We start from the raw sequence: 25,617 nt of genomic DNA, 5'->3' as shown, positions 1-25,617 counted from the left end.
GACGACCAGGCGGTCTCAGACGCGCTCGACGTGTCGTAGCGAGCGTATTCCGTGTTCGAGGTGCCATTGCAGGTAAGCCGCGACCAGGCCGCTGCATTCGGCGCGATGGCGCTGCTCGGAGGCATCGGCGGACGCCCAGTCTCCGCGCGTGAGCGCGATCATGAGGCCGATCGTCTCGGCGGCGGGGACGGCGGCGCCGGGCGGACGGCACCCGCCGCAGACCACGCCGCCGGCGGGGATGGCGAAGGCCCTGATCGCGGGGGTCGAGCAGCGGGCGCAGGAGTCGAGCGCCGGGGCGTACCCGGCGACGGCCAGGGAGCGCAGGAAGTAGGCGTCGAGGACGAGCCTGGCCTCGTGGCCGCCGTCAGCGAGGGTGCGCAGCCCGCCGACCAGCAGCAGGAACTGCCGCAGCGCGGGTTCCTTCTCGCCCATGACCAGCCGGTCGGCGGTCTCCAGCATGGCGGTGCCCGCGGTGTAGCGCGGGTAGTCGGAGACCAGCGCCTCGCCGTACGGCCTGAGCGTCTCGACCTGCGTGACCACGTCGAGGGAGCGCCCGGTGTGAAACTGGACGTCGACGTGGGTGAAGGGCTCCAGTCGCGCGCCGAACCGGGACATGGTGCGCCGGACGCCCTTGGCGACCCCGCGGACCTTGCCCATGCGCTTGGTCAGGACCGTGACGATGCGGTCGGCCTCGCCCAGCTTCTGGGTGCGCAGCACGATGCCCTCGTCGCGGTAGAGGTTCACCCGCTCAGTCTAGAGACGTGTGGGGACCGCGATGCGACCTCACCGGCGTCCGGCGCCCGGGATGACGACCCGGCGAATCTAAGAATGTGGACAAACTTCGTAAAAGACCTAACTATGGGTTAAACGTGATCTGACCCCGCCAAGCGACGAATCGATCTCGGGTCAACCCTGGATGGCATCCTCCAGGCGAACAGTCACTAAACTTTTCCCCCTGGCGACGCCCTTTTACGTCCGCCGCCGCTCCCCGCCCACTGCCTGAAAGGGTGACATGACCCGCGTGGTCCTGCTGGGCTCCTCGCCCGGCCCGATCGGTTCCCCCGAGCCGTACGTCCCGCCCGCCCGCCTGGCGCTGACGTCGCTTTCCGGCTCCCCCAGCGTCCTCGACCGGCTGTACGGCCAGGTCGCCGCCGTGGACTCCGAGCCGCTCGCCATCGCCCGGCCCGGCGACGCCGAGGACCACCGGCGGCGTCCAGGGCAGGTCGTGGAGTCCGCCGATCTCGCCGGTGACCTGCGCGCCCTGGCCGACGCCGCCGAGCGCGCGGACGACAACCTGTTCCTGATCCCCTCGGGCGCGGTGATCCACGACGAGCTGATCTACCAGATCACCAAGGCCAAGCGCGGCGCGCTCGCCCTGGTCGCCCGGGAGGCGCGCGAGGAGGACGAGAACGGCGAGCCGATCCAGGATGACGTCCCCATCGAGGACGCCCAGCCCGAGATCGGCGACCGCGTCCTGGAGGGCCTGGCGGTCCGGGCGCGGGTGAGCCGCACGCGAGTGGTGTCGGTCGGCTCGGCCTACCACGCGGTCACCCGGCCGAACGCGATCCTGCTCGGCCCGCTGCACGTCCAGGCGCGCCACGCCGCCACCCTCGCCGAGGCGGCCCGCGAGCTCGCCGGCATGGCCCACCTGTTCGGCCCGGAGGACGACCTCGTCCAGCTCCTGGTGCTCGGGCTGGTCCGCAGGGGCGTGTCGGTCGGCATCCGCGGCCGCAGAGACCTGTTCTTCGCCCGCACCGCCTCGCAGGCCGAGGCCGACGCCGCCGTGGCCGCCATGGCGGGCTACGACGAGGACCGCGCGCGGCTCAACAACGCGGTCAAGGGCGCCGACGGCTTCTTCACCACGTACTTCGTGAGCACCTACTCGCGCTTCATCGCCCGCTGGGCGGCCCGGCGCGGCCTCACCCCCAACCAGGTGACGCTGATCTCCATCGCGCTCGGCGTCCTGTCGGCGGCGGCCTTCGCCACCGGCACGCGCGCGGGGGCGGTCGCCGGCGGCCTGCTGATCTACTTCGCGTTCGTGTTCGACTGCGTGGACGGCCAGCTCGCCCGTTACGCCCGCAAATTCGGCGTGCTCGGCGCGTGGCTGGACGCGACGTTCGACCGCGCCAAGGAGTACGTCGTGTTCGCGGGCCTCGCCGTCGGCTCGATCGTGGCGGGCCAGGGCGACGTGTGGACGCTGGCGCTGGTCGCGCTGTCGGTGCAGTCGGTGCGCCACCTGCTGGACTTCTCGTTCGGCGTGGCCAACCGGCGCAGGCCGCCCGTCCCGCTGCCGACACTGGCGCTGACCGTCGCCGACGACCGGCCGCTGCGCGACGCGCTGGAGAAGCGGCGCGCCACCCGCACCGGCGGCGTGCGCGGCCTGCTCAAGCTCTGGACGCGCGCCGGGCGGTTCCGCGCCGTCCACTGGGCGCGCAAGATGATCGTCTTCCCGATCGGCGAGCGGTTCGCCGCCATCGCGATCACCGCGGCCGTGTTCGAGCCCCGGGTCACGTTCCTGACGCTCGTGATCTGGGGCGGCGTCGCCGCCGCCTACACCCTGACCGGACGTCTCATGAGGTCGCTCGCATGATCACCCAACCGCAGGCCGCCCCCGCCGTCGCCGACCCGGACGAGGAACGCCGCCGCGTCCAGACGGCCCGCCTGCTCGCCTACCGGGACGACGGCCCGCTCGTCGCGGTGCTGCGCGACCGCATGGGCCCGGGCCTGCCCCCGGTGCCGGCCGCGCTCGCCTCGCTGCTCGCCGTCGTGGCCGCCGGCGTGACCGGCGTCCTCGGGGACGGCTCCGGCCCGGCCGTGCTGCTGCCCGTGCTCGCGATGGTCGTCCTGGTCGTCCCGACCGCGCCGCGCGACCACCTCGGCCGGTTCGACTGGCTGGTCCCGCCGCTGATCCGCGGCACCGAGTTCCTGACGATCATCCTGCTCGGCCTGGCCGCGGACACGCCCAAGTGGCTGCTGTTCGTGCTGATCTACGTGGTCGGCTACCACACCTACGACACGGTGTACCGCACGCGGCAGAGCATCTGGCCCGCGCCCTGGGTGTTCCAGGCGGGCCTCGGCTGGGAGGTCCGCCTGCTGCTGCTCGGCGCGGGCGCGGCGCTCGGCGTGCTGGACTGGGTGGTCGCCGTGATGTGCGTCTACCTCGGCGTCCTGTTCGCCGTCGAGAGCATCACGAGCTGGGTCCGCCTGGACAAGCAGGCCTCCCCCGCCCAGGCCTCCGACGACCTGGAGGCCTCCCCCGAAGAGGCCATGGAACAGGCCACCGGCGAGGCCGACAAGGCCTAGCCGTGACCCCTGACTGTGTGTCACGGCCGAACGCGCTGTATACAGGTGCCCGTGGAGCTGGATGCGCTTGATCGGGCGATCATCGGCGCCCTCGTCGAGGACGCCCGTTCAACGTACGCCGAGATCGGGCAGCGGATCGGCCTGTCGGCCCCGGCGGTGAAGCGCCGCGTCGACCGGCTGCTGAGCACGGGCGCGATCACCGGCTTCACCGCCCGGGTCGATCCCTCGGCGCTCGGCTGGACCACCGAGGCGTACGTCGAGCTGTTCTGCCGGGGGAAGACCTCCCCCGCCGAGATCGGCACGGCGGTCGCGCGCCACCCCGAGGTCATCTCGGCCTGCACGATCACCGGCGAGGCCGATGCGCTGCTGCACATCCGCGCCACCGACGTCCGGCACGTCGAGCAGGTGATCGAGCGGGTGGCCGCCGAGCCGTTCGTCGTGCGCACCAAGAGCGCGATCGTGTTGTCGCGGCTCATCGACACGCCGAGCGCCCGCAGCGGCATCGCCCCGTAAACCCCAGCGGGGACCAACGCAACGAATCACCGCAAACACCCTTTACGACGCAACCGATCCGCGTTGGCGCGCAAGCTCCGCGCCTGGCCGGGACCACTACCCGTTTCTAGGCTGATCTCATCCCCGACCAGCCGTTTTCCGACGGAGTGATAGATGGCCCACACCCGGCATTACCTCATGTGCCGTCCCGACCATTTCGCTGTCGAGTACGCGATCAACCCCTGGATGGACCCGGACGCGGGCGCCGACGCGGCGACCGCCGTCCAGCAGTGGGAGCGGCTCAAGGGCGCCTATGAGGAACTGGGTCACACCGTCAGCCTGATCGATCCGATCCCGGGCCTGCCGGACATGGTCTTCGCCGCCAACGGCGCCCTGGTCGTCGGCGGCCGGGTGTACGGCGCGCGCTTCGCGAGCGTCGAGCGTGGCCCCGAAGGACCCGCCTACCTGCGCTGGTTCCAGGAGCACGGCTACGGCACCGTCATGGAGCCGACGCAGACCAACGAGGGCGAAGGCGACTTCCTCACGCTGGACGACGTGATCCTCGCGGGCACCGGCTTCCGCACCGCGATCACCGCGCACAAGGAGGCCCAGGAGTTCCTCGGCGTCCCGGTCGTGACGCTCCAGCTCGTGGACCCGCGTTACTATCACCTTGACACCGCGCTGTTCCCGATCGACGGCTCGAACGTCGCCTACTACCCCGGCGCCTTCTCGCGCGGCAGCCAGGAGGTGCTGCGGCGCATGTTCCCCGACGCGGTGCTCGCCTCCGCCGGGGACGCCGCCGTGCTCGGCCTGAACGCGGTCAGCGACGGCCGCAGCGTCGTGATCAACGCCGAGGCGGCCGACCTGTCGCTGGAACTGAAGCGCCGGGGCCTGAACGTCATCCCCGTCGACCTGAGCGAGCTGCGCAAGGCCGGCGGCGGGCCGAAGTGCTGCACCCTGGAGATCCGCGTATGAGCAGTTCACCCACCACCGAGAAGCTGATCGGGCTCAGCGAGCGCCACAGCGCGCACAACTACCACCCGCTGCCCGTCGTCGTGCGCGAGGCGCGCGGCGCGTGGGTCACCGACGTCGAGGGGCGCCGGTACCTCGACTGCCTGGCGGGTTACTCGTCGCTGAACTTCGGCCACGGCAACCCCGCGATCCTCCAGGCGGCCCAGGACCAGCTCCAGCGGCTGACGCTCACCAGCCGGGCGTTCTTCCACGACCGGTTCGCGGCGTTCTGCCAGGGACTGGCGGAGTTGTGCGGCAAGGACATGATCCTGCCGATGAACACCGGCGCTGAGGCCGTCGAGACCGCGATCAAGGTGGCCCGCAAGTGGGGCTACGAGGTCAAGGGCGTCGCGCCGGACCAGGCGAACATCATCGTCATGGAGGACAACTTCCACGGCCGTACCACCACGATCGTGGGCTTCTCCACCGATCCGGACGCCCGCAACGGCTTCGGCCCGGCGACGCCCGGCTTCAGGATCGTCAAGTACGGCTCCGCCGAGGCGATCCGGGAGGCGATCGACGCGAACACCGTCGCCGTGCTGCTGGAGCCGATCCAGGGCGAGGCCGGCGTGCTGGTGCCCCCGGCGGGTTACCTCGCGCAGGTCAGGCAGATCTGCGACGAGAACAACGTGCTGTTCGTCGCCGACGAGATCCAGTCGGGCCTCGGCCGCACCGGCGACACCTTCGCCTGCGACCACGAAGGCGTCGTCCCGGACATGTACGTCCTGGGCAAGGCGCTCGGCGGCGGCGTCGTCCCGGTCTCGGCGGTGGCGGCGGACGAGGACGTCCTCGGCGTCATCAAGCCGGGCCAGCACGGCTCGACGTTCGGCGGCAACCCGCTGGCCTGCGCCGTGGGCGAGACGGTCGTCCGGCTGCTCGGAACCGGCGAGTTCCAGGCCAGGGCCCGCGAGCTGGGCGCCGTCCTGCACGAGCGGCTCCGCGCGCTGATCGGCCCGGCGGGCGAGGGCGGCCACGGCGTCGTCGCGGTCCGCGGGCGCGGCCTGTGGGCGGGCGTGGACATCGACCCGAGGCTCGGCACCGGCCGCCAGGTGTGCGAGGCGCTGATGCGCCGCGGCGTGCTCGCCAAGGACACCCACGGTTCGACGATCCGCCTCGCGCCGCCGCTGGTGGTGTCGGAGGAGGACCTGAACTGGGCCGTCGACCGCCTGGCCGAGGCCCTGGACGAACTGGCGCACGCCACCGGGCGCGACCGGTAACCGGGCGTCACCGGCCGCGCGTCCTCAGGAGGTCAGGGGGACGCGGGTCAGCTCTTCGAAGTCGGGGCGGGCGGTGTGCCAGCGGACGGCGGCCGAGCGGCCGTCCAGTTCCAGGGACGCGAGGGCGTTGGGGAACCACGGGCCGCCCGTGATCTTCCACCGGAACTCGCGGCGGGGAAGCCCGGCCGTGCGGGCCAGCAGGACGCCGGCCAGGCTCGCCACCCCGAACGAGCCGATCACGTTGGCCAGGCGCAGCGTGCGGCTCAGGGGGTTGCGGATCGGCGAGCACACGGCCTGGTAGATGCGCGCGGAGCCGAGGCCGGCGGAGACCGGCCGGGCCGCGGCGAGGTAGGAGTAGTGCACGTCCCCCGACATCAGGACGATCGTCGCGGGCGCCCGTCCCCGGCGTCCGGCGGCGATGTCGACCAGGACGCGGCCGAACGCGTCGAAGGACTTGCGGAACGCGCCCCAGTGTTCGAGGTCGAGCGCCTGGCGGATCTTCTCGGCCACCCGCGACGCCCGGCGTCCCCACGCGCCGTCGGCGACGGCCTCGTTCCAGCTCTCGACGTCGAAGATGCCGCTCGGCAGGAAGACCGGCACCGAGGAGCCGATGAGCAGGTGGTCGACGCCGCCGGTGGCCCGCTCGGCGAACCAGGACCACTCGTCCTCGTCCAGCATGCGGCGGTCGCCGCGGTCCAGCTTCCTGGCGCTGCGGGTGTCCAGCATGACCAGGCGCGTCCCGCCGATGTCGCGGGAGTAGCTCCACCGCGCGGAGGAGGGGTCCTGGTCGGCCCGCTCGGCGAACGCGTCGAGGATCGCGCCGCCGTCGGCGTCGCCGCCCGCGCGGATCGCCGCGTAGACGGGGTCGGCCTCGCGCTCGGACGGCGAGAGGTTGCCCAGGTGCTGGTACACCCAGTACGCGCCGAGCGCCGAGACGACCCGGGCCGGCCACCACGGCACCCCGGCCATCTGCCGGCGCCAGGTCTCGGAGGTGTTCCAGTCGTCGCGCACGTCGTGGTCGTCGAAGATCATCGCGGTCGGGACGGTCGACAGCACCCAGCGCACGACCGGGTCGGTCCACGCCTGGCGGTACAGCTCGGCGTACTCCTGGAAGCCCACGATCTCGTCGGGGCCGTCCTGCCGGCGGGAGCGGATGAAGCCGAGCATCTCCTGGGACGGCTCGTCGGCGTAGACCTGGTCGCCGAGGAACAGCATGAGGCTCGGCGGTTCCTCGCCCCGCATCAGGCGGCGGCCGTAGGCGCGCAGGACGTCGACGCCGTGCGTCCTGGTGTGCTCCTCGTCATGGGGGACGCTGGTGCGGCAGGAGCCGAACACGACCCGCCCGAGCTTCTCGACCGGGCGGATGCGGCTCGGCGGGAAGCCGTCGAGCGGCCACACTCCCCGGCCGTCCAGCTCGACGGTGTACGGCCCGGCCACCTCGACGTCGACGATGGCGTAGTGGTGGCCGTGGACGGTGAACGTGCGCTCGGCCGCGCGAACCCCTCCGGCCTCGACCGTGACCTCGCAGGGCTCGCTCGTCTCCACCCATACCGACGCCCCGGCCTCGTCGGCGTACCTCAGCAACGGGCCCACCAGCAGATCGGGCACGTGGCCTCCCCTCAAGAGCAAGCGATATGAACCATACGCACGAACTCGCCCCGGGTCAGCCTTCCAAAGTCTCGACCAGGCCCTCCAGCTCGCGCATCAGCTCCTCCGTACGGGCCACGCCGTAGGTGGCGAGGATCGCCCGATGGTGCTCGGCGATGCCCGCCTCCAGGCGGCCCAGAAGCTCACTGCCTCGACTTGCGAGGAAAACCGCTACTTTGCGGCGATCTGTGGGATCGTGTCCGCGATACACCACCGCGCGGTCCACGAGCCGGTCCACCGCCTTGGTCAGCGTGGGGTGGGGCATGAGCGCGGCCTCGGCCAGGTCGCCCATCGAATGCCCGCGGCCGTCCGCCAGCGCCTGGAGGATGCGCCACTGCTCGACCGAGACGTCCTCGGCGGCGAGCGCCGCCGCGAGCCCGCGGTTGACGCCCCGCTCGGCGCGGGTCAGCAGATAGGCGAGCGAGGAGCCGAGCCCCGTCCCCGGCGGCGCCTCCCGCCGGGGCGGGACGCCAGGTGCCGCCGTCATCGCCGAACTCCCTTCCTCCGCGGATGCCCGAGGAGGATACTCTCCCCACCGGCCGGAGCGTCCCCGCGCCGCCACACCGCTCAGCCGAGGGCTCGGCCGGGGCGGGCGTCGGCGGTGGCGGTAGAGCGGGCCGGACCCTGGCCCCGGCGCGCGCGAGCTCACAGCCGTCCGGCGGCCGTGACCGTCCACGGAACCTGGCCGGCGCGGCTCGTCGCCGCCGCGCCGGCCCGGCTGCTCGGTGGACGGCCTCCCGCGTCAGGGGATGATCTGCAGCAGGCCGTACTCCTTCGCCTTGGCGGGCTCGGCGAGGGTCTGGAGCTTGCGGCCGGCGGCGTCGAGCACGACCAGGCTGTTGTGCGCGGCGCCGGCGACGCGGACGACCAGGCGCCCGTCCGCGAGGTAGAACGCCCCGGCGAGCCGCCCCTTGACCGGGATCGCCACCTTCTTCCCCGTCACCGTGTCGACGATGGTCGGCGTGAACAGGCTCGGCCAGGTGCCGTCCCCCGTCGGCTCGCCCCTGGGGACCACGTGAACGATGACGTTGCGCCCGTCGGGTGACAGGCTCTGCACGTGGGTCACGAAGGAGATGCCCTTCACCTTGACCGACTTACCGGTCTTGACGTCCAGCTTGTAGACGGCGTCGGCCGTGCCCGCGTACCCCGCGAGGTAGCGCCCGTCCCCCGACCAGGCCAGGTGGCAGACGCCGACGGTCTTGCCCGCCGCGCGCCTCCCGGTGCCATCGAGGTTGACGATCGACACCGGCGCCCGGTCATCGTTGCTCGCCCCCACGTACGCGACCCGCCGGGAGTCGGGCGACCACGTCGCTGTGCCGCACGGGCCCCCGGCCTGGACGCCCTTGGCGACGGTCGTCACCTTGCTCCCCCAGCCCACCTTCAGCTCGCCGCGCATCGTGATCCAGGCGACCTTCTTGCCGTCCGGGGAGGCGGAGAACTGGAAGTTGTCCAACGGGACGCCCATGCGGGCGAAGCCCTTGCCCGGCTGGTAGCGGTCGATGCGCAGGCCGCGGTTGTAGGCGTAGTAGACGGCCGCGCCGGTGAGCGGCGCCGGGGCGGTTCCCCGAGTGGACGTGGCGGCGTCCCCCGCGGAGGCGGCGGCGCCTCGCGCGGTCGCGGCGGCGCCGCTCGCCGAGGTGGTCGCGGCCGCCGGAAGCACTAAGGCGGGGACGAGCGCGGCCGCGAGGAGCGCGGTGGCCGGTGCGCGAAGTTTCACAGGATCTCCGTCCGTTGGTGCGTGCTCAGAATTGGACGCCGGGATCGCCCATATAGTTCGCCGCGCGTGCCGGGCATCCAGCCGAGCATGATCCCACCGAACGGGCCGGGGCCGCGCCCGTTCCGCAGCCTTCGGTATGGTCAGGCGGCCTTCGCGTCACGCCACCAGGCGATCGTCTCCTTCAGCGCCTCGTCCATCGGCGTCGGCGGGACGCCGAACGTCGTCTCGAACGCCGACGAGTCGACCACGAACGGGCGGACGAACTGGTAGCGGGTCTCCTCCAGCTCGCGCAGCAGCGGCGAGAAGAGCCCGGCCGCGCGCATCATCCAGTGCGGCACCGCGGCGACCCGGGGGGACGGCGCGCCGCCGAGGGCGGCCACGCGCTCGGCCATCTGCCGGATCGTCAGCGCCGGGCTCGTGGGGACGTGCCACGGGCGGCCCCACGCGCGCTCGTCCGTGGCGGCGGTCGCCAGGGCCCGCGCCACGTCCGGCAGGTACGTCAGGCTGTGCGGCTGGTCGGGATCGGCCGGGATACGGGCCGTCCTGCCCGCCAGGACCGGCGCGAGGAAGCGGTCACCGAAGATGGACTGGTCGGTCATTCCCGGGCCGAAGAAGTCCGACCCCCGCAGCTCGGTGGCGCGCAGGCGTCCCGCCTTGTGCGCGGCGAGCGCGTCGGCCCACATGCGGGCCCGGACGCGGCCCTTGGTACCGGCCGACGCCAGTGGCAGGTCCTCGGTCATCGGGCGGTCCACGGGGCCGTACCCGTAGAGGTTGCCCATGATGGCGAGGACCGCGCCGCTCGCCTCGGCCGCCGCGAGCAGCGCGTTCGCGATGGGGGGCCAATCCTGCGGCCAGCGGTGGTAAGGGGGGTTCGCGCAGTTGTACAGCGCGTCGGCGCCGGCGGCGACGCGGGTGAGGCGGGCGGCGTCCCTGGCGTCCGCCTTGACGCGCGACACCCGGGGCACGGCCGGGCCCGACCCGGAGCGGGTGACGACCACGACCTCGTGGCCCTTGCCGGCGAGCAGCTCGGCCAGTTGTGAACCGATCTGCCCGGCTCCGACGATGACGTGCTTTCCCATGATCATGTCCTTCGGTACCGCGTGTCAGCCCTGATGCGACGATCCCGCCGTCCACGAACGAGCGCCACACCCCTGCCGACGCACGCTCTCTTTCGAGAGCAATGCTCTCTCAATGGAGCTCCGATCGTCAAGAGCAGTGCTCTCGGTTTCCGTCAAGCCTGCGGGGCACGTCCAGGCGCACCGCCAGGGGAATGAGCGCCGGCAGCTCAGGCGCGGATCACTCGACGCCGCCGGCTCCCGACCCCCGTACCAGGAGCCGGCGGACCCGAGTCCCCCCGCCGGCGGGCCCGCGAAAGGCCACCCCGTCCCGGTGCCGTGGGAGACGACCAGAAGGCTGCCGGGGGCCATCCGTTCGCGGACGGGCGGTCGACGTTCACCCGCATGGCGTCGATCTCCTCCCGCCGCGGCGAGGGCAGGAACAGGGAGGCGGTCAGGTACCGGTCGATCATGGCGCCCCGGCACGTCGGCCAGATCAGAAATGACTATTCTGCCAATGTGTCCGACGTCAATGTTTCCGAGCTGTTCGACTCCGCCGCCTGGAGCGAGGTGAAGGGCTTCGGCTTCACCGATATCACGTACCACCGGTCGACGGAGGCCCGCTCCGGCAAGCGGGTCGTGCGCATCGCCTTCGACCGGCCGGAGGTCCGCAACGCCTTCCGGCCGCACACCGTCGACGAGCTGTACCGGGCGCTCGACCACGCGCGAATGAGCTCCGACGTCGGCTGCGTGCTGATCACCGGCAACGGCCCCTCCCCCAAGGACGGCGGCTGGGCGTTCTGCTCCGGCGGCGACCAGCGCATCCGCGGGCGGTCCGGCTACCAGTACGCGAGCGGCGAGACCTCCGACACCATCGACCCGGCGCGGGCCGGCCGGCTGCACATCCTGGAGGTGCAGCGGCTGATCCGCACCATGCCGAAGGTCGTGATCGCCGTCGTACCCGGGTGGGCCGCGGGCGGCGGGCACTCACTGCACGTCGTGTGCGACCTGACGCTGGCCTCGGCCGAGCACGCCCGCTTCAAGCAGACGGACGCCGACGTCGGCTCGTTCGACGCCGGATACGGCTCCGCCTACCTCGCCCGCATGGTCGGCCAGAAGTTCGCGCGCGAGATCTTCTTCCTCGGCGAGGACTACACGGCGGCCGAGATGCACGCGATGGGCGCGGTCAACCGCGTCGTCCCGCACGCCGAACTGGAGGCGACCGCCCTCGAGTGGGGCTGGAAGATCATCGGCAAGTCGCCGCAGGCGCAGCGGATGCTCAAGTTCGCCTTCAACCTGGTCGACGACGGGCTGGCCGGCCAGCAGGTGTTCGCCGGCGAGGCGACCCGCCTGGCGTACATGACGGACGAGGCGGTCGAGGGCAGGGACGCGTTCCTGCAGAAGCGCCCGCCGAACTGGGAGCAGTACCCGTACTACTACTGAGCCGCCCTTCCGCACTGAGCCGCCGCACACGTACCGGATCTGCCGCCGCCCCAGCCTGAACGCCACGACGCCGCCCATCCGACAGGCCGGACGCGCGTCATCCAACACCGTGAACGTTCTTGGTCAGGGCACTGGCGCCGTCCTGTGGTCCTCTACGCGCGTCGAGCCGGCCGCCTCGCGCGCGGCCCGCAGGTGCTCGATCCGCGCCACGACCTCGACGAACACCCGCAACTGCGCCACGCTGTAGATCTCGCCCAGTACGCGCGCCATCGTGTCGTCCAAGAACTCCTCCCCACGAGGCGAGACAGTCCCCGGAATCGCGAGCCACGGGAAGCGGTCCTGCTGCCGCAGGATCTCTGGCGCCATGCGCGCGGCAAGATCCCTGATCGCGTCGTCGTCGGCGTCGGGGGGAAGCGCGTCGAACTCCTCGTCGATCGGAGTCTGGTCCTCCGCCACGGCACGGAGGTCGTCGAGCGCCTGGTCGTCGAGCAGCCGTGAGAGGACCAGCAGCAGCGTCTGGTCGCTGTCGGACAGCCGACCGGCGATGCGGCCGAACCCGGCCGGCGAGTGGAGCGGCGCGTCGTGCTCGCGGATGGTCGCGAGCTCCGCGCGGATGCTGACCAGCCGCGCGATCGTCGCCTCCAGCTCGGCGTCGAGATCGCGGATCGCCGCACCCGGGTCGGTGTCGTCGTCGTACAGCTCGCCGATCCGGGCGAGCGACGCGCCGAGGTCGTTGAGCCGCCGGATCTGGAGCAGACGAACCAGATGGACGGTCCGGTACTGCTTGTAGCCGTTATCCGCCCGCTGAGGTTCGTCGAGGAGGCCGATCCGGTGGTAGTAGCGGATCGACTTGACGGTCGTACCCGCAAGATCGGCAAGCTGCTGCGTACTCCAGGCCATCGCGCCCCCCTCCGCTCATCGTGGCCGATCCGGGTCGGTGACGCAAACGCTGGTCACGGACGGGACGACGACCCACGCACGCACGCACGCTTGCCCTGCCCCAAGGCTGACTTACCGAAGGTCCGCAGAAAGCCTCGGCGTTCAGGCCGGGGATGAATGCGGTCCCTGTCAGGGGATGTCCCGCCGTCAGGCGGGACATCCCGGAGCGCGAAGCGCAGACCCAGAACGTCAGGCTGGGCGGCGTTGCTGTTCGATGTAGGCCTTGATGATGGTCGGTGGAGCTCCGCCACAGGAGGCGGCGAAGTAGCTGGGGGACCAGAATTGGCCGTGCATGATGGCGCGGTCGACCCGGCCGGTGAACTCCTTGCGCAGGTAGTGCGACGACACGCCCTTCAATGAGTTGACCAGTTTGCTGATGGCGACTTTGGGCGGGTAGTGGACCAGCAGGTGGACGTGATCGTCTTCGCCGTTGAACTCGCGTAGCTCGGCCTCGAAGCCGTCGCACACCTCGATCATGATCTCTTCGCAGCGGCGCAGCATCTGGTCATCGAAGACATTCCTGCGACATTTGGTCACGAAGACCAGATGGGCATGCAGCGCGGAAACCACATGTCTACCGCGCCGATATTCGGCATCCTGGGTCATAGACCAGATGCTAATGTGTTCGAGTCCGTTGAGATGTGAGCGACAGGTGAGGCAAGGGAGGTGTTCCGCATGCTGACGGGGCGTAAGTACCGGCTGGAGCTGGACTTCGGGCAAAAGCTGTTCGCCGAGCGGGTGGCCGGGATCTGCCGGTCGGTGTGGAACACCGGCCTGGAACAGCGTCGCGCCTATCGGCGCAGGGGCGCCTTCATCGGCTACGCCGAGCAGTGCGGGCAACTCGCCGATGCCAAGAGCGAGTTCAATTGGCTGGCTGATGCTCCCGCCCAGGTCATCCAGCAGACGCTCAAGGACCTGGACGAGGCGTGCCGCAGGCACGGTACCTGGAAGGTCCGCTGGAAGAGCAAGGCGAAGTGGACGCCGTCGTTTCGGTTCCCGACCGCCAAGCACATCCCGGTCGAGAAGATCAACCGTAAGTGGGGGCGAGTGTTCCTGCCCAAGTTCGGGTGGGTGAGGTTGCGCCTGTCGCGCCCGCTGGGCGAGACCGTGAAATCCGCGACCATCTCGCGCGACGGTGCGCACTGGTTCGTCTCGTTCCTGGTAGACGACGGCATCATGCACATGGAGAGGCATGCACGCCCCGACAAGGTGGCGGGGGTGGACCGGGGGGTGGTGACGGCTGCTGTCACCTGCGACGGAGAGTTCTTCGACCGCCGCCATGCCGGCAAGTCCGGGGTGTCCTCACCGGTGCCCCCGAAGGAGGAAAAGGCCGGCCGCGAGGCCGATCTGGGCTACTTGTCGGCCGGTGAGGCGGAGCGGTGCCTGCGGCTGCAACGCCGGTTGGCCCGTGCGAGGAAGGGCTCGGCCCGGCGCAAGGTGCTGGCCGGTAAGGTCGGGGAGATCATGCGGCGGGTTCGGTGGCGCCGGGCGGACTTCAACGCCCAGGCCGCGCACCGGCTCACCCGCGACTACGGGCACATCGTCTTGAAGGATCTGAGCGTCCGTGGCATGACCGCCTCGGCCTGCGGCACGCTCGAGGAGCCGGGTTCGCGGGCCGCTCAAAAGTCCGGCCTCAATAAGGCGATCTTGGATAAGGGCTGGTACGGGCTGGAAGTCGCGTTGCGGTCCAAGGCCCGCTATACCGGCAGCGTCATCAGTAAAGTCCCTGCTGCCTACACGTCCCAGACGTGCTCGGCTCCGGCCTGCGGGAAGGTGGACGCGAAGAGCCGCGAGAGCCAAGCCCTCTTCCGTTGCACCACCTGCGGGCATACCGAGCACGCCGACGTGAACGCCGCAAAATGCATCAAGGCCAGAGGACAGGCGGCCGGGCCGGTCGTCTCAGGGCGTGGAGACTTGGGGTTGCCCGGGTCGGTGAAGCGTCAAGCACCCCGTTCCATAGCTCGCGGCGCGCCGCGAGCTGCCGCGTAAGCGGCACGGGAACCCCCGTCCTTCACTTCACTTCAGGGCGGGGAGCAGGTCAAATTCCGGGGCGGTGGACTTCCGCGGAACCTCAACGATCTGTTGGCTGGGTACCTGGACTTGAACCAAGAACAACAGAATCCTGCATTTCAATTTCGTGGGGAAGAAGTGAGTCGGTGAATGAGGCTCGACAGCGTGGAGGACGTCCGGATCGACGGGCTGCTCAGGTACCACGTCGATGAACACAGCTTCTCTTTCGATGTGAGCAGCCCCGCCGACCTGGCGTACGCCATGGGAGACGAGGACGTCACGAGCGTCGTGATAGGCACCCTCCAAATCGAGGTCGGAGTCTCCACGCACCGCGCTATGTACGTCTGGGGCTACCATCCGCGCTCCGCATGGGAAGAAAGGCCCCTGCCCCGGCCCTCGACCCGGCCGGGAGGGGTGATCATCGCCGCGCCGGAGATCTTCGAGATGGGGGTCTCCGAGCCGGTACCTGGGGGAGAGGGCTGGAAGACGGTGTTCGACCCGTCGAACGGCTGGGTCCGCGTGGCGCCCGACGAGGAGGCCGACGATGAGATGGTCGAAGTCGCGACGGGAGTCGTCCTGGGACGGAGAGGGCAGGAACTGCACTCCGTCTGGCTTCATCCTGTGTACGAGGATGGGGCGGACGTGTACTGATCGGGCTGATTCTCCTCTGAGATGACGGGAGAGCAGCCACCGCTCCGTCCCGTCGGCACGCCGCGGCCTCAGGGTTCGCGGGCGCAGAGGTACGCGTCCAGGTCGGCGGCGCCCTTGAGCATGGCGCGGCCCCTGGCGGATAGGCGGGCCTGCCAGTCGCGCAGGGTCGACTCCAGCGGGGCGACGCCTCCGGCGGAGCGGACCTGAGCGATCAGCGGGGCGATCTGCTCCAGCAGGTAGCCGCCCCGCCTGAGCTGGTGGGCCAGCCGGACGTCCCGTACGTCGGCCGCTCTGTAGATCCGGTAGCCCGTCTGCGGGTCGCGGCGCGGCTGGACCAGCCCGGCGTTCTCCCATTTGCGCAGGGTGGCAGGGCGGATGCCGAGCATCCTGGCCAGGGGGCCGATGAACATGTGGCCGCGCTCCTGCGGCACGGGCGCCAAACCGCGGAGCGCGGCTTCGACGGCCTGGAGGGTGCGGCGGTCGTCGAGGAGCCGGCCGTGGCTCTCGTCGATGAGTCGCAGCGCGTCCTCGGTGGCACCCCGGTTGACCGCCTGCATGATCGACGTTGCCGTCTGGTGACCGTGCCCGGGCACGAGGGCGAGGAACGCGCGCAGGGCTTGCGCATGCAGCGGCGTATAGGTGCGAAAGCCGTGCACGGTGCGTTCCGCCGCGGGCAGGATGCCGGCGTCCTCGTAGTTCCTGATCGCCTGGGTGGACAAGCCGTGCTCGCGCGCCAGGTCCACTGGCCTCATGGATGCATCACCGATTGAGGGTCCATACGATGTGAGCGGCGATTTCCACGGAAAAGTTTACAAGGAGGGTTCAGAGATACCGTTGAACGTATGGATATCAAGGACCCAGCCCGGCCGCTCGATGGCGCGGGCGTCTCGGCGTTCCTGCGGTCGCTTCCCGCCAAGCCCCTGCTGCTCGGCCTGGGCGAGGCCAGGCACTTCGTGGGGGAGCTTGGCGAGTTGCGCAACGAGATGTTCCGGCATCTGGTCGAGTACGAGGGCTACCGGTCGTTCGCCATCGAGAGCGACTGTCTTATGGGCCTCGTGGTGGACGACTACGTCACGACGGGGGCGGGCATGCTCGATGACGTTATGGAACGCGGCTTCAGCCACGGCTTCGGGGCGTCACCGGCCAACCGCGGGCTCGTGCGCTGGATGCGGGCGTACAACGAGGAGCATGACGAAAAGCTCCGGTTCTTCGGGTTCGACGGCCCTCTGGAGTATTGGGCGGCGAGCCCGCGCCAGGCGCTCACCGCCCTCTACGCACTCCTCGACGGCCCGCTCCCCTCTACGGTAGTAACCAGGGAAACCCTTGACACGCTGCTGGGCCCGGACGACCGGTGGGCGAACGAGGCCGCGGCCATGGATCCGTCCCAGTCGATCGGCCAGTCCGCCGACGCCCAGCGGCTGCGACTGATCGCCGACGACCTGGTGGCGCTGCTCGACACGCAGGCGCCGCAACTGAGGCCGAAGGACAGGGAGCGAGCGGCACTGTACGGGCGCACCGCCACCGGCCTGCTCCGTTACCACTACTGGATGGCCGACGCGTCCCCGGCACGGTGGACCCGGCTGTCGGCCCTGCGGGACGCGATGATGGCCGCCAACCTGCGTGCCGTCGCCGAGCACGGCCCGGCCCTGGTCTTCGCCAGTAACCTCCACCTGCAGCGGAACAAGAGCTCAATGCCGTTCGGCGACCAGCTGCTGGAGTGGTGGAGCGCGGGGGCGATCACCGGGACGTACCTGGGCGACCGGTACGCCTTCCTGGCCTCGGCCCTCGGCACGGTCGGCGACAACGCCCCGCCCCCGGACACCGTCGAGGGCATCCTGTCCACGCTCCCGTGGGACCGCTCTCTCATCGACACCCGCCGCCTGGCCGAGGCCATCACGAAGCCCGCCCCGCGCATCTCCCACGATTTCGCCTATTTCCCGCTGGACCCGGCTCAGCTCGACATGATCGACGGCGTCGTCTTCCTCAAGCAGGCTGTCAGGCTAGGTTGACAGGCGCGTGCGTGTCAGGCTCCTGAGTGTCCCCGAGACGGTCGAGCCTCACGGCCGCCCGTGGGACGGTTGGGTCTCGCGTCGGTCGTGACGTGAGCGCCCCGGGACGGTCAGGGTCGCGCCGGTCGTGACGCTCGCATCGTTCCCGGAGGGCCCCCGATGAGGCTGGGGGTTAGTCTCATCGGGGGCGGGGCCGGTCGGAGCATAGGGGAAGGTTCCGACCGGGGCCTTCAGGGCGCTCCGGTGATAGCGGAGGCGGAACAGCTTCTCACGAAAATCCCCCCGCACCCACCAGAAATAGGCAAAAGCCCTCGTTTTGCCTCCCGCTCTCTGCCGGGGGCGCACCCGGCACCTCAAGGCGCGAACCGGGAGAGGCGCTGACGAGCGAGCCGGAGACACGCTTCGTCACGGCATCAGCGGGCCCGAGCCGTTGGGCGGGGTGAAGCGGATGGCACACCAGACCGTCCGGCCCAGGCCGGGGCCGTCGTCGCAACTGCCCCAGTCGTGGGAGAGTTCACGGACGATCAGCAGGCCGCGTCCGCTCTCGGCGTCGGGGTCTTTGCGGACCTCAGGCTCCGATACGGACGAACCCGGATCGTTCACTTCTATACGGATGGCTCCATCCTGCTCGGTGACCGTGAGCCCGATGTAGTCGTCCGCCCCGCAGCCGGCGTGGATGATCGCATTGGTGATCAGTTCGGTAGCGGCCAGGACGACGTCATCGGCGGCGGGGTGCGCGCTCCCCAGCCATCGGCGGACCTCACGACGTGCCAGTGAAACGGATTCGGGGACGCTGGCCAGAGACGTACGTCCCAGAACTCTCGGGTCCGCGTTGGCTCGCTTCATGGTTTTCACCCGCTCGGAGAGATTGATCGCTGCCGTCCTTCCAACCATCCCAAGATTGACTACACTTGGTGACTGATTGACTTCAACGAGCCATCAACGCTTTAACTGAAACCCTGGGTGAAAGACCCGAGAAGGACCCTTGGAGCCCCCCATGCCTAAGGAAAGCGAGCTCAACCCCTCCGAGTCCCCGACCGCCCTCTTCGGCTTTGAGCTGCGCAGACACCGTAAGGAGAAGGGCTGGTCGCAACTGCGACTGGCCCGCGCGGTGCCCTACTCGGTCGGGACCATCAGCATGATCGAGACGGCCAAACGGTCGCCGTCAGAAGACTTCGCCCGGCACTGCGACGAGGTCCTGGAGGCCGAAGGCGCCCTTATGCGGCTCTGGCCGATGGTCAGCCGCGCGACCGCTCCACCGTGGTTTCGTCCATGGCTCGACATCGAGGCCACGGCCGAGTCACTGCGAACCTGGGAGCCGCTGATAGTTCCCGGACTCCTGCAGACCGAGAACTACGCGCGCGCCATGCTCCGAGGGGAGCCTGGAGTCGACTCGGAGGAGGTGGAGGAACATCTCACGGCCCGGATGGAGAGGCAATCGATTCTCAGGCGTCCCAAACCGCCCATGCTGTGGGTCGTCATCGACGAGGGCGTTCTCCACCGGCCGATCGGCAGCCCTGCCGTGATGGCGGAACAGTTGACCCATCTGCTTCAACTCGGTGAGGAGGCTCCGAGAATCACCATTCAGGTGCTGCCTCTTAAGGCATACTCCACGACAGGCCTTCTCGGAGGATTCGTCATCGCCCAGGCCCAAGGCAGTCCCGATACGGCCTACGTCGAGGCGGCTTCGAACGCCCAGGTGACCGACTGGACAGAGGCCGTTAGGACCCTAGGATTCAGGTTTGAAGGGATCCGTTCGGAGGCCCTGTCTCAGCGCGAGTCCCTCGAATTGATCAAGGAGACGATAGAGCGATGGACGAACTGACCCAGGAGCGCGCGACCTTATGGATCAAGTCCTCCTACTCGGGCAGCAACGGCGGCAACTGCGTTGAAGTGGCGAAACTGGCCGGTGGGTGGCGCGGGGTTCGCGACAGCAAGCAGTTCGCGCAGCCCATTCTGGTTTTCCCCGCGACCGAGTGGCAGGCGTTCGTAGGCGGGCTCAAAGCAGGCCAGATCGCCTGACCTTGCAATGGACCACGGAGGAGGTCATCCTGGGCTTGGCGTGCAGCTCCGCGACTTCGTCGTTGAACCTTTCCTCGGTGCCGTGTTCGCTCAGGAGGTGCTCAAGTAATGGGTGCCGTTGTGTCCGTACAGGGCCCACCTTCGGCGGAGTTCGGGTCGCATCCACGAAATCGGCTGCTGCCTCCATCTGGCGAGCCCGGTCGGATGGCTGGTGAACGCCAGCGGCAGCACCTGCCCGGCCGGGGCACTTCGAGGAAATGGTGGTGGGCGGCGGCGATCATCTCCCCGCGGGCGACGATCAGCACCTTATGGCCCGAGTGACGCCCGATGATCGCAGCCAACGCCACCAGCCGACCGCCGTGAGGAGGCCGCGGGGCCTTCTCACGGTGTGCCGTCGGTCTGGTCCAGCGTGATCAACAGGGTCCCCGAGCAGGTGCAGGTGGCCCGGCTCGCCGCTCAGCGCGCGCGGTCCACACTACCGGCCACCTCCGCACCGTCACGGTTGGACGCAACGCCGGCAGTCCCGGTCATCAATCAGACCGGGCCTGCGGGGTCGCTGATGGCGGGCGGTGGTTCACCCGGTCGAGGCGAGGCCCCCTCTCAGCGGAACCGGTACCGCGCCGTCGCTGCTGGGTGTCGTCTCCTGGCCGGGTTTCTGGGCTCGCAGGTGCTCAGCCAGTGCGGTGATCCGGCGCAGCGGGCCCAGGTCTGGCGGAGGCAGGACCCGCGGGCTGATCAGTGTACCGGCCGCCAGCTCGATAGCGGTGCGCAGCGGCGAGTCTTCAATCACCTGGTCGTGCAGGACATCGTCATCGCGTTCCACCGTGACCCGGTGGTGGTTGCGCTCCAGTTGCCAGCCGCCGGCTGCGGTCACCGGGTCCAGGTGGACCGTGACCCGGATACGGCCGGCGTGGACGGTGAGGTAGCGGTGCCGGTCGTCCGCGGGGCGGATGTCGCGCCGCCATCCGGTCGTCCGCTCGGGGGCGCCGCCCAGGACAACGGCCGGGCTGGTGATGCTGGAGTGCAACTCCAGGTGCAGCAGGTGCTCGCCCGTGCGCAGCGTGGAGTGCTCGGTGAGCGCGGAGACGAACAACCTGGGGTCGTAGATGGCGCGCAGGGTCGCCTGCCGGGGGTGGGCTGCCAGGTAGGTGTCGAACGCCTTGGCCGGGAGCAGGCGCCGCAGCACGGCCAGCATGTGCAGCCACTCGTAGCCGAGCACCCCGTAGGAGCGGTCAACGAACCGGCCGCCGGCGATGTCGGCGCTGCGGTCCTTGGTGAACGTCACCCCGATGTGGCTGATCGGCGTGCCCGGCTCGTAGGTGTCGAGGAGTCCGGCGGCGACGTCCAGGGCGCGGGCATGCTGATACTGGTCGGTGATGACGATGCGGGCGTTGGGGTGCTCGCCGAGCAGGCCGGTGAGTTCGCCGATCTCATGGCCCTGGCAGGCGGGCTTCTCCAGGAGGATTCGCGCCTGCGGGTCGTGGGTGAGGATCGAGCGCAGCACCGCAAAGGTCTACCGGTGGGAACACGGCACCGTCCCGGAACTCGACGCGCAACTCGCCATAGCCGCAGAGGTAGGCATCGACTCGCAGACCGTGCTAGATCTTCCTTGGCCGTCGTGGGTACTGACAGCCACCGGGACAGAGCCGTTCGACCAGGCGTGGACGCCCGAGACGGCGCGGCACATCATGGCGGGGTGCATGGACGCGGACACCGACCGGCGATCGTTTCTGCTGCTGTCCGCGGAGAGCGCCGCCGCGCTGGCAGACGCCTGGGCGGCTGTCCCCGAGCAGAAGGTCACCCATGCGGGTGACGGAGGCGCCATCGACGCCGAGCTCGCCACCTGGGTCGAGGGCCGCATCCAGCAGCTGTGGCACCTGGACGACCTCACCGGCGGCGACTACTGCCTGAACCTGGCCAAGGCCGACCTGCAGCTGGTGTCACGGCTGCTGGAGCGCGGCCGCTACCGCGGGAACATCGAGCAACGCCTGTACGGCGCCGCCGGGGAGCTGTACCGTTTCGCCGGCTGGTCGGCATTCGACGCTGGCCGACACGCCGCTGCCGAACGGTACTGGCACGCCGGACTACGCGCATCCGCAACCGCCGGCGGCACCATGACCGGCGCTTACATTCTGTCCCTGATGGCGATGCAGCGCACCTACGCCGGCGACGGCCGCACCTCTATCAACTTGCTGCAGGCCGCTCGCGAGAAGATCGGCGTCGGTGGCTCCCGAACGGTCCACGCGATGCTGGATGCCTGGCAGGTCCGCGCGCACGCCGTGCTCGGCGAACCGCGCCAGGCGGTACACATGTTGTCCCGCGCCGACGACCATTGGGAGCACCGCGACCCCGACGAGGACCCGCCGTGGATCTACTGGATGCGGCGCCCGTCATTCACGATCGAGGTGGGTACGGCGTTCGTCCAGCTCGGTGAAATCAGCACGGCTCTGCACCTGCTCGAGCAAGGCATGACCGAGCGCAGTGAGGACTACGCCCGAGACAGCGTGCTCGGCCTCGCCGCCATCGCAGATGCCCAACTCGACCAGCATGACCTCCACGGCGCTCTCGAAACCGCGTACCGTGCCGTCGAACTCGTCACCGATGTCGACTCCGGCCGCGTCACCGATCAGCTCCACGCCTTCGCCCGGCGGCTACCCTCCAAGGAACCCGCGGCCGAGGACTTCCGCGCCTACCTGGACAACCTGCCCTCGTCGCCCTGAAGGTCGGCCCGCGTCAATCAAGCCCAGGGCGCGAAAGGTACGTCAGCTTCGCGATGCCGGGGCTGCGCGCACGCCACCTACTACCGCTTGGTCGCCCGCAACCGCGTCTGGCTTGCCTGCAGAGAGGCTGCAGAGCAGGGACCAGGCCAACATGGACCGGGCATCGTGCTCGACGTCAGGGTCCTCGATCACCTTGGCCAGCAAGTGGTCCGATCAGAGCGGTGCTCTTTGTTGGGGTCGGTGCTCTGGTATGGTCGGGAGGATGAACGCCAGTCGCACTGCGCGGGAGCGGGTTCGGGCGGAGCTCGTGAGCGAGATCAAGGACGTGGCGCGGCGGCAGCTTGCCGTCGACGGGGCCACGGGGCTGTCGCTGCGTGCCGTCGCCCGCGAGCTGGGCATGGTGTCCTCGGCGATCTACCGCTACTTCCCGAGCCGCGACGAGCTGCTCACCGCGCTGATCATCGAGGCGTTCAACGCCGTGGGCGAGGCCGTCGAGACCGCCGACGCGGCCTGCCCCCGCGATCAGTACCTCGACCGGTGGATGACGGCCTGCCGGGCGATCCGGACGTGGGCACTGGCCCATCCGCACGAGTACGCGCTGATCCACGGCTCGCCGGTGCCGGGCTACGTCGCCCCGCAGGACACGGTCGGGCCCGCCGCCCGCGACGCGTTCGTCCTGGCGGGGATCCTGCGCGACGCCGACGCGGCCGGAAAGCTGACCCCGCGCACCGCCGGCCTCCCGCCCTTCCCCGCCTCTTTCGCGGAGGACGCCGAACGGCTGCGCGAGACGCTGTTCGCCCCACTTCCGCATGATGTGATCCTGATGTCGCTGATGGCGTGGACGTCCATCTATGGCACGATCAGCTTTGAGTTGTTCGGCATGTACAACAGCGTCATCGAGGACCCGTCCGCCACCTTCGACTACAACGCGCTGACCCAGGCCCACCTGCTCGGCCTCACCCCCGGCCCTCAGTAGCGGGCTCACCTTCCGGCGGCGTTCACTGCCGTCCGATATGGCCACATGCCGCCGATCCGAGGTCGTCACCCCATACGATGCGCTCACGGGGAGAAATGCGGGCAACTGGCGCGCGTGACCGAGTCCGCGGAGGGGCATCGCGGCGTGGGCCTGGCGCGGGCTCCCCGGGACGCGTGACCGCGGAACGGAGGACGGCTATGGGCGACGCCGCGGCCGAGGACGCGAACAGGGCCCGAGACACGAAGAATGCCCAGGACGCGGACAAGGCTCAGGACAAGCCCCCGGACTCGGACAAGGCCTCAGACAAGGCCCCGGACGCGGACAAGGCTTCAGACGCGGACGAGGCCCGGGACGCCGCCCCGCGCGTGGAGGTGCCGCGGGCGCCGGCGCCGGGTGGGGCGGTCGTGTGGCACCGCAAGGGACGCGGCTGGCTGGCGCTCGGGATGTGGAGTGAGCGGCGGGAGGGCCTCGGGGAGGACGCCGAGCCGCTGCTGGTGCACCACGGGCCGACGCGCGAGGGCGTCGTCGGGGTCTTCGACGGCGCGGGCGGCGCGGGCGCCTCGATCGTGGCCGCCTCGCGGACGGGCGTTCCGCGTACCGGCGCCTGGGTGGGGTCGCGTACGGCGCGCCGGTGCGTCGAGGGGTGGTTCCTGGAGCGCCTGGAGGACCGCAAGCCGTTCGAGACCGAGTCGCTCCGGAGCAGCCTGGCCGCCGAACTCGCGGGTGCGCGCCCGCGCGTGCCCAGCAGGATCCTCGGGTCGATGCGCCGGGTGCTGCCCTCCACGATGGCCGCCGTCCGCTACCGGGTCGAGGACGGGCGGGTGGAGTGCGAGGCGCTGTGGGCGGGCGACTCGCGGGCGTACGCGCTGACGCCGGACGGAGGACTTCAGGCGCTCACCCGGGACCACACGGTCGAGACCGACGCGCTGGAACAGCTCGTGCAGGACCCGCCACTGACGAACATGCTGTGCGCGGACCGGGACTTCACCGTCGAGTCCCACCCCGTCGCGCTGGACGGCCCGTGCGTGCTCGTCTGCGCCACCGACGGCTGCTTCGGGTACGTCGACACGCCCTCCGACTTCGAGCGCCACCTGCTCGGCACGCTCATGGAGTCGGAGGACGAACGCGACTGGGCCGAGCGACTTGCCGCGCGCGTGTCGGGGTACACGGGCGACGACGCGTCGCTGTGCCTGGCGGCCTTCGGGTTCTCCGGCCTCGGCGACCTGCGGGAACGCTTCGGCGACCGCCTGCGCGAACTGGAGGGGCGGTACGCCGCCGAGGCGGAGGCGGCGGACGACGACCCCGCCGCGCACGGACGGTGGCGCGAGCGGGCCTGGCGGGACTACCGGGAGGGTTACGAACTGCTCATGCCACCGCTGGAGGGGGGACGATGAAGCTCGGCGCGGTGATCAGGGGCTACCACATCGTGTCCGAGCCGACCAACGACGGCGGCGGCAAGTGCGTGTGGGCCTTCGCGGTGCGGGGTGGGCGTCACTACTTCATCAAGCGCTTCCTGGAGCCGAAGCGCCCCAAGGAGGGGTCGACGGCGTCGGCGGCGAGCAAGGCGGCGCGGCTGCGCGAGTGCGCCGAGTTCGAGCAGCGGCAGCGGGACATCATGGGCCGCCTGTCCCACGACGTGACCGGAGCCGGCAACCTCGTCCTGGCGGTGGACTTCTTCCACGAGGGCACGACGTACTACAAGGTGACCGAGCGCATCACGCCCTCCCCGCTGGACGCGCCGCACGCGCTGCCCCCGCGGAACAAATCGGTGCTGCTGAAGACCCTCGGCCTGAGCGTCGGCCTGCTGCACGGCATCGGCGTCGTCCACGGCGACCTGAAGCCGTCCAACGTGCTCATCCAGCGCAAGGGCCCGCGCGCCTTCCACACGGCCAAGCTCATCGACTTCGACGACTCGTACGTCTCCGGGCAGCCCCCGGGGCCGGAGACGATCACCGGCGACTCGGTGTACGGGGCGCCCGAATGGCGGCGGTACGTCCAGGGCGACCCGGACGCGCTGCCCGGGCACCTGACCACGTCCGTGGACGTGTTCGCCCTCGGCCTGGTGGCGCACCGCTACCTGACCGGCGCGATCCCCGGCTTCGACGACCGGTACGACTCGCCCGCCGACGCGGTGATCGCGGGCGAGCGGCTGCGCGTGGACGAACGGCTCGCGCCGCACGTGCGGGCGCTGCTGGAGGCGATGACGTCCCTCCATCCCGGCGCCCGGCCGCCGATCTCCGCGTTCCTGGCTACGCTGGGCGATCCGGGGGCGTGCGTCCTGCACGCGCGTCCTCCCGCCGGGCGCACGGACGCCGTGCCTCCCCCGGCGCCGCGGCCGGGCTCGCGCGTGCGCATCAACCTCGGCGACGGCCGTCGCTGACCCCCGGCCCGTCCCATGGCGGGCC

The 25,617-nt window shown here is 70.3% G+C and carries 25 protein-coding genes; 15 read left to right on the top strand and 10 right to left on the bottom strand.

Annotation, left to right across the window (positions count from 1 at the left end; translation table 11 throughout):
• Positions 1-15 precede the first annotated feature (15 nt).
• Positions 16-744 (bottom strand): DNA repair protein RecO, encoded by a 729-nt coding sequence (recO, locus tag AB0M95_RS17190; protein WP_358517806.1) that lies wholly within the window; start codon positions 742-744, stop codon positions 16-18.
• 268 nt (positions 745-1,012) lie between these two features.
• Between recO and AB0M95_RS17185 the strand changes: the two genes are divergently transcribed.
• The 5 genes from AB0M95_RS17185 (at position 1,013) to rocD (ending at position 6,023) form a co-directional block, all read left to right on the top strand.
• On the top strand, positions 1,013-2,590 hold the full coding sequence (locus AB0M95_RS17185) for a CDP-alcohol phosphatidyltransferase family protein (RefSeq protein ID WP_363765071.1): 1,578 nt from the start codon (positions 1,013-1,015) through the stop codon (positions 2,588-2,590).
• Positions 2,587-3,303, top strand: coding sequence for a DUF5941 domain-containing protein (locus tag AB0M95_RS17180; protein ID WP_363765068.1), 717 nt, complete (start codon positions 2,587-2,589; stop codon positions 3,301-3,303). Before AB0M95_RS17185 ends, AB0M95_RS17180 begins: the two co-directional genes overlap by 4 nt.
• Before the next feature lie 51 nt (positions 3,304-3,354).
• On the top strand, positions 3,355-3,816 hold the full coding sequence (locus AB0M95_RS17175) for an Lrp/AsnC family transcriptional regulator (protein ID WP_363765065.1): 462 nt from the start codon (positions 3,355-3,357) through the stop codon (positions 3,814-3,816).
• 153 nt (positions 3,817-3,969) lie between these two features.
• Positions 3,970-4,770, top strand: a complete 801-nt coding sequence (gene ddaH, locus AB0M95_RS17170) for a dimethylargininase (RefSeq protein WP_363765062.1) — start codon at positions 3,970-3,972, stop codon at positions 4,768-4,770.
• A complete protein-coding gene (rocD, locus tag AB0M95_RS17165) occupies positions 4,767-6,023 on the top strand; it encodes an ornithine--oxo-acid transaminase (RefSeq protein WP_363765060.1) in 1,257 nt (418 codons plus the stop codon). Before ddaH ends, rocD begins: the two co-directional genes overlap by 4 nt.
• Positions 6,024-6,047: 24 nt before the next feature.
• Here rocD and AB0M95_RS17160 read toward each other — a convergent pair whose 3' ends face one another.
• The 4 genes from AB0M95_RS17160 to AB0M95_RS17145 all read right to left on the bottom strand — a co-directional run bounded on the left by AB0M95_RS17160 (position 6,048) and on the right by AB0M95_RS17145 (position 10,466).
• A complete protein-coding gene (locus AB0M95_RS17160) occupies positions 6,048-7,631 on the bottom strand; it encodes an alkaline phosphatase D family protein (RefSeq protein WP_363765057.1) in 1,584 nt (527 codons plus the stop codon).
• A 55-nt stretch (positions 7,632-7,686) separates the two neighbouring features.
• Positions 7,687-8,157: a MarR family transcriptional regulator gene (locus AB0M95_RS17155; protein ID WP_363765054.1), complete on the bottom strand. Its 471-nt coding sequence runs from the start codon at positions 8,155-8,157 to the stop codon at positions 7,687-7,689.
• 255 nt (positions 8,158-8,412) lie between these two features.
• A complete protein-coding gene (locus tag AB0M95_RS17150; protein WP_363765051.1) occupies positions 8,413-9,387 on the bottom strand; it encodes a hypothetical protein in 975 nt (324 codons plus the stop codon).
• A gap of 140 nt (positions 9,388-9,527) precedes the next feature.
• The gene (locus AB0M95_RS17145; RefSeq protein WP_363765048.1) at positions 9,528-10,466 is read right to left on the bottom strand and encodes an NAD-dependent epimerase/dehydratase family protein; all 939 of its coding nucleotides are present in this window, start codon (positions 10,464-10,466) and stop codon (positions 9,528-9,530) included.
• Positions 10,467-10,961: 495 nt separating this feature from the next.
• Between AB0M95_RS17145 and AB0M95_RS17140 the strand changes: the two genes are divergently transcribed.
• A complete protein-coding gene (locus AB0M95_RS17140) occupies positions 10,962-11,885 on the top strand; it encodes a 1,4-dihydroxy-2-naphthoyl-CoA synthase (RefSeq protein WP_363765186.1) in 924 nt (307 codons plus the stop codon).
• 123 nt (positions 11,886-12,008) lie between these two features.
• Here the strand turns inward: AB0M95_RS17140 and AB0M95_RS17135 are convergent, their stop codons facing one another.
• Together AB0M95_RS17135 and tnpA are read right to left on the bottom strand one after the other, a co-directional pair.
• A complete protein-coding gene (locus tag AB0M95_RS17135) occupies positions 12,009-12,785 on the bottom strand; it encodes a MerR family transcriptional regulator (protein ID WP_363765045.1) in 777 nt (258 codons plus the stop codon).
• A 228-nt stretch (positions 12,786-13,013) separates the two neighbouring features.
• Positions 13,014-13,430, bottom strand: coding sequence for an IS200/IS605 family transposase (gene tnpA, locus AB0M95_RS17130; RefSeq protein ID WP_363765042.1), 417 nt, complete (start codon positions 13,428-13,430; stop codon positions 13,014-13,016).
• Positions 13,431-13,499: 69 nt separating this feature from the next.
• On the opposite strand from tnpA, the gene AB0M95_RS17125 reads away from it, so the two are divergent.
• Together AB0M95_RS17125 and AB0M95_RS17120 are read left to right on the top strand one after the other, a co-directional pair.
• Complete coding sequence (locus AB0M95_RS17125) at positions 13,500-14,813, top strand: transposase (RefSeq protein ID WP_363765039.1); 1,314 nt, start codon at positions 13,500-13,502, stop codon at positions 14,811-14,813.
• Positions 14,814-14,999: 186 nt separating this feature from the next.
• Positions 15,000-15,485, top strand: coding sequence for a hypothetical protein (locus AB0M95_RS17120; RefSeq protein ID WP_363765036.1), 486 nt, complete (start codon positions 15,000-15,002; stop codon positions 15,483-15,485).
• A 68-nt stretch (positions 15,486-15,553) separates the two neighbouring features.
• Here the strand turns inward: AB0M95_RS17120 and AB0M95_RS17115 are convergent, their stop codons facing one another.
• Positions 15,554-16,237, bottom strand: a complete 684-nt coding sequence (locus AB0M95_RS17115; protein WP_363765033.1) for a TioE family transcriptional regulator — start codon at positions 16,235-16,237, stop codon at positions 15,554-15,556.
• A 90-nt stretch (positions 16,238-16,327) separates the two neighbouring features.
• Here AB0M95_RS17115 and AB0M95_RS17110 point away from each other — a divergent pair, with 90 nt between their 5' ends.
• The gene (locus AB0M95_RS17110) at positions 16,328-17,494 is read left to right on the top strand and encodes an erythromycin esterase family protein (protein ID WP_363765030.1); all 1,167 of its coding nucleotides are present in this window, start codon (positions 16,328-16,330) and stop codon (positions 17,492-17,494) included.
• 405 nt (positions 17,495-17,899) lie between these two features.
• Here AB0M95_RS17110 and AB0M95_RS17105 read toward each other — a convergent pair whose 3' ends face one another.
• Entirely contained in the window at positions 17,900-18,340 is a 441-nt protein-coding gene (locus AB0M95_RS17105; protein ID WP_363765027.1) for an ATP-binding protein, read from the bottom strand.
• Between the two features lie 151 nt (positions 18,341-18,491).
• Between AB0M95_RS17105 and AB0M95_RS17100 the strand changes: the two genes are divergently transcribed.
• Together AB0M95_RS17100 and AB0M95_RS17095 are read left to right on the top strand one after the other, a co-directional pair.
• Positions 18,492-19,319, top strand: coding sequence for a helix-turn-helix transcriptional regulator (locus tag AB0M95_RS17100; RefSeq protein WP_363765024.1), 828 nt, complete (start codon positions 18,492-18,494; stop codon positions 19,317-19,319).
• Positions 19,307-19,516, top strand: a complete 210-nt coding sequence (locus AB0M95_RS17095) for a DUF397 domain-containing protein (protein ID WP_363765021.1) — start codon at positions 19,307-19,309, stop codon at positions 19,514-19,516. Before AB0M95_RS17100 ends, AB0M95_RS17095 begins: the two co-directional genes overlap by 13 nt.
• Positions 19,517-20,090: 574 nt before the next feature.
• Here AB0M95_RS17095 and AB0M95_RS17090 read toward each other — a convergent pair.
• Entirely contained in the window at positions 20,091-21,020 is a 930-nt protein-coding gene (locus tag AB0M95_RS17090) for a hypothetical protein (RefSeq protein ID WP_363765018.1), read from the bottom strand.
• Here AB0M95_RS17090 and AB0M95_RS17085 point away from each other — a divergent pair.
• From AB0M95_RS17085 to AB0M95_RS17070, 4 genes are all read left to right on the top strand, one after another.
• Positions 21,001-22,236, top strand: coding sequence for a hypothetical protein (locus tag AB0M95_RS17085; protein ID WP_363765015.1), 1,236 nt, complete (start codon positions 21,001-21,003; stop codon positions 22,234-22,236). The genes AB0M95_RS17090 and AB0M95_RS17085 overlap by 20 nt on opposite strands.
• A gap of 262 nt (positions 22,237-22,498) precedes the next feature.
• Complete coding sequence (locus tag AB0M95_RS17080) at positions 22,499-23,212, top strand: TetR/AcrR family transcriptional regulator (protein WP_363765012.1); 714 nt, start codon at positions 22,499-22,501, stop codon at positions 23,210-23,212.
• A gap of 197 nt (positions 23,213-23,409) precedes the next feature.
• Positions 23,410-24,606 (top strand): hypothetical protein, encoded by a 1,197-nt coding sequence (locus AB0M95_RS17075; RefSeq protein ID WP_363765009.1) that lies wholly within the window; start codon positions 23,410-23,412, stop codon positions 24,604-24,606.
• The gene (locus tag AB0M95_RS17070) at positions 24,603-25,592 is read left to right on the top strand and encodes a lipopolysaccharide kinase InaA family protein (RefSeq protein ID WP_363765006.1); all 990 of its coding nucleotides are present in this window, start codon (positions 24,603-24,605) and stop codon (positions 25,590-25,592) included. Before AB0M95_RS17075 ends, AB0M95_RS17070 begins: the two co-directional genes overlap by 4 nt.
• The last annotated feature ends 25 nt before the right edge of the window (positions 25,593-25,617 follow it).

The sequence above is a fragment of the Sphaerisporangium sp. NPDC051017 genome (assembly GCF_040683095.1).
GTDB lineage: Bacteria > Actinomycetota > Actinomycetes > Streptosporangiales > Streptosporangiaceae > Sphaerisporangium.
This window is presented reverse-complemented; position numbering and strand designations above follow the sequence as displayed.

What these genes read in the sequence shown, in the direction of transcription:
- AB0M95_RS17145 (WP_363765048.1), bottom strand. Translation starts at nt 10,466, where the DNA reads ATGGGAAAGCACGTCATCGTCGGAGCCGGGCAGATCGGTTCACAACTG.
- AB0M95_RS17105 (WP_363765027.1), bottom strand. Translation starts at nt 18,340, where the DNA reads ATGAAGCGAGCCAACGCGGACCCGAGAGTTCTGGGACGTACGTCTCTG.
- AB0M95_RS17155 (WP_363765054.1), bottom strand. Translation starts at nt 8,157, where the DNA reads ATGACGGCGGCACCTGGCGTCCCGCCCCGGCGGGAGGCGCCGCCGGGG.
- AB0M95_RS17135 (WP_363765045.1), bottom strand. Translation starts at nt 12,785, where the DNA reads ATGGCCTGGAGTACGCAGCAGCTTGCCGATCTTGCGGGTACGACCGTC.
- AB0M95_RS17100 (WP_363765024.1), top strand. Translation starts at nt 18,492, where the DNA reads ATGCCTAAGGAAAGCGAGCTCAACCCCTCCGAGTCCCCGACCGCCCTC.
- AB0M95_RS17110 (WP_363765030.1), top strand. Translation starts at nt 16,328, where the DNA reads ATGGATATCAAGGACCCAGCCCGGCCGCTCGATGGCGCGGGCGTCTCG.
- AB0M95_RS17070 (WP_363765006.1), top strand. Translation starts at nt 24,603, where the DNA reads ATGAAGCTCGGCGCGGTGATCAGGGGCTACCACATCGTGTCCGAGCCG.
- AB0M95_RS17075 (WP_363765009.1), top strand. Translation starts at nt 23,410, where the DNA reads ATGGGCGACGCCGCGGCCGAGGACGCGAACAGGGCCCGAGACACGAAG.
- AB0M95_RS17115 (WP_363765033.1), bottom strand. Translation starts at nt 16,237, where the DNA reads ATGAGGCCAGTGGACCTGGCGCGCGAGCACGGCTTGTCCACCCAGGCG.
- AB0M95_RS17080 (WP_363765012.1), top strand. Translation starts at nt 22,499, where the DNA reads ATGAACGCCAGTCGCACTGCGCGGGAGCGGGTTCGGGCGGAGCTCGTG.
- AB0M95_RS17125 (WP_363765039.1), top strand. Translation starts at nt 13,500, where the DNA reads ATGCTGACGGGGCGTAAGTACCGGCTGGAGCTGGACTTCGGGCAAAAG.
- tnpA (WP_363765042.1), bottom strand. Translation starts at nt 13,430, where the DNA reads ATGACCCAGGATGCCGAATATCGGCGCGGTAGACATGTGGTTTCCGCG.
- AB0M95_RS17095 (WP_363765021.1), top strand. Translation starts at nt 19,307, where the DNA reads ATGGACGAACTGACCCAGGAGCGCGCGACCTTATGGATCAAGTCCTCC.
- AB0M95_RS17180 (WP_363765068.1), top strand. Translation starts at nt 2,587, where the DNA reads ATGATCACCCAACCGCAGGCCGCCCCCGCCGTCGCCGACCCGGACGAG.
- AB0M95_RS17185 (WP_363765071.1), top strand. Translation starts at nt 1,013, where the DNA reads ATGACCCGCGTGGTCCTGCTGGGCTCCTCGCCCGGCCCGATCGGTTCC.
- rocD (WP_363765060.1), top strand. Translation starts at nt 4,767, where the DNA reads ATGAGCAGTTCACCCACCACCGAGAAGCTGATCGGGCTCAGCGAGCGC.
- ddaH (WP_363765062.1), top strand. Translation starts at nt 3,970, where the DNA reads ATGGCCCACACCCGGCATTACCTCATGTGCCGTCCCGACCATTTCGCT.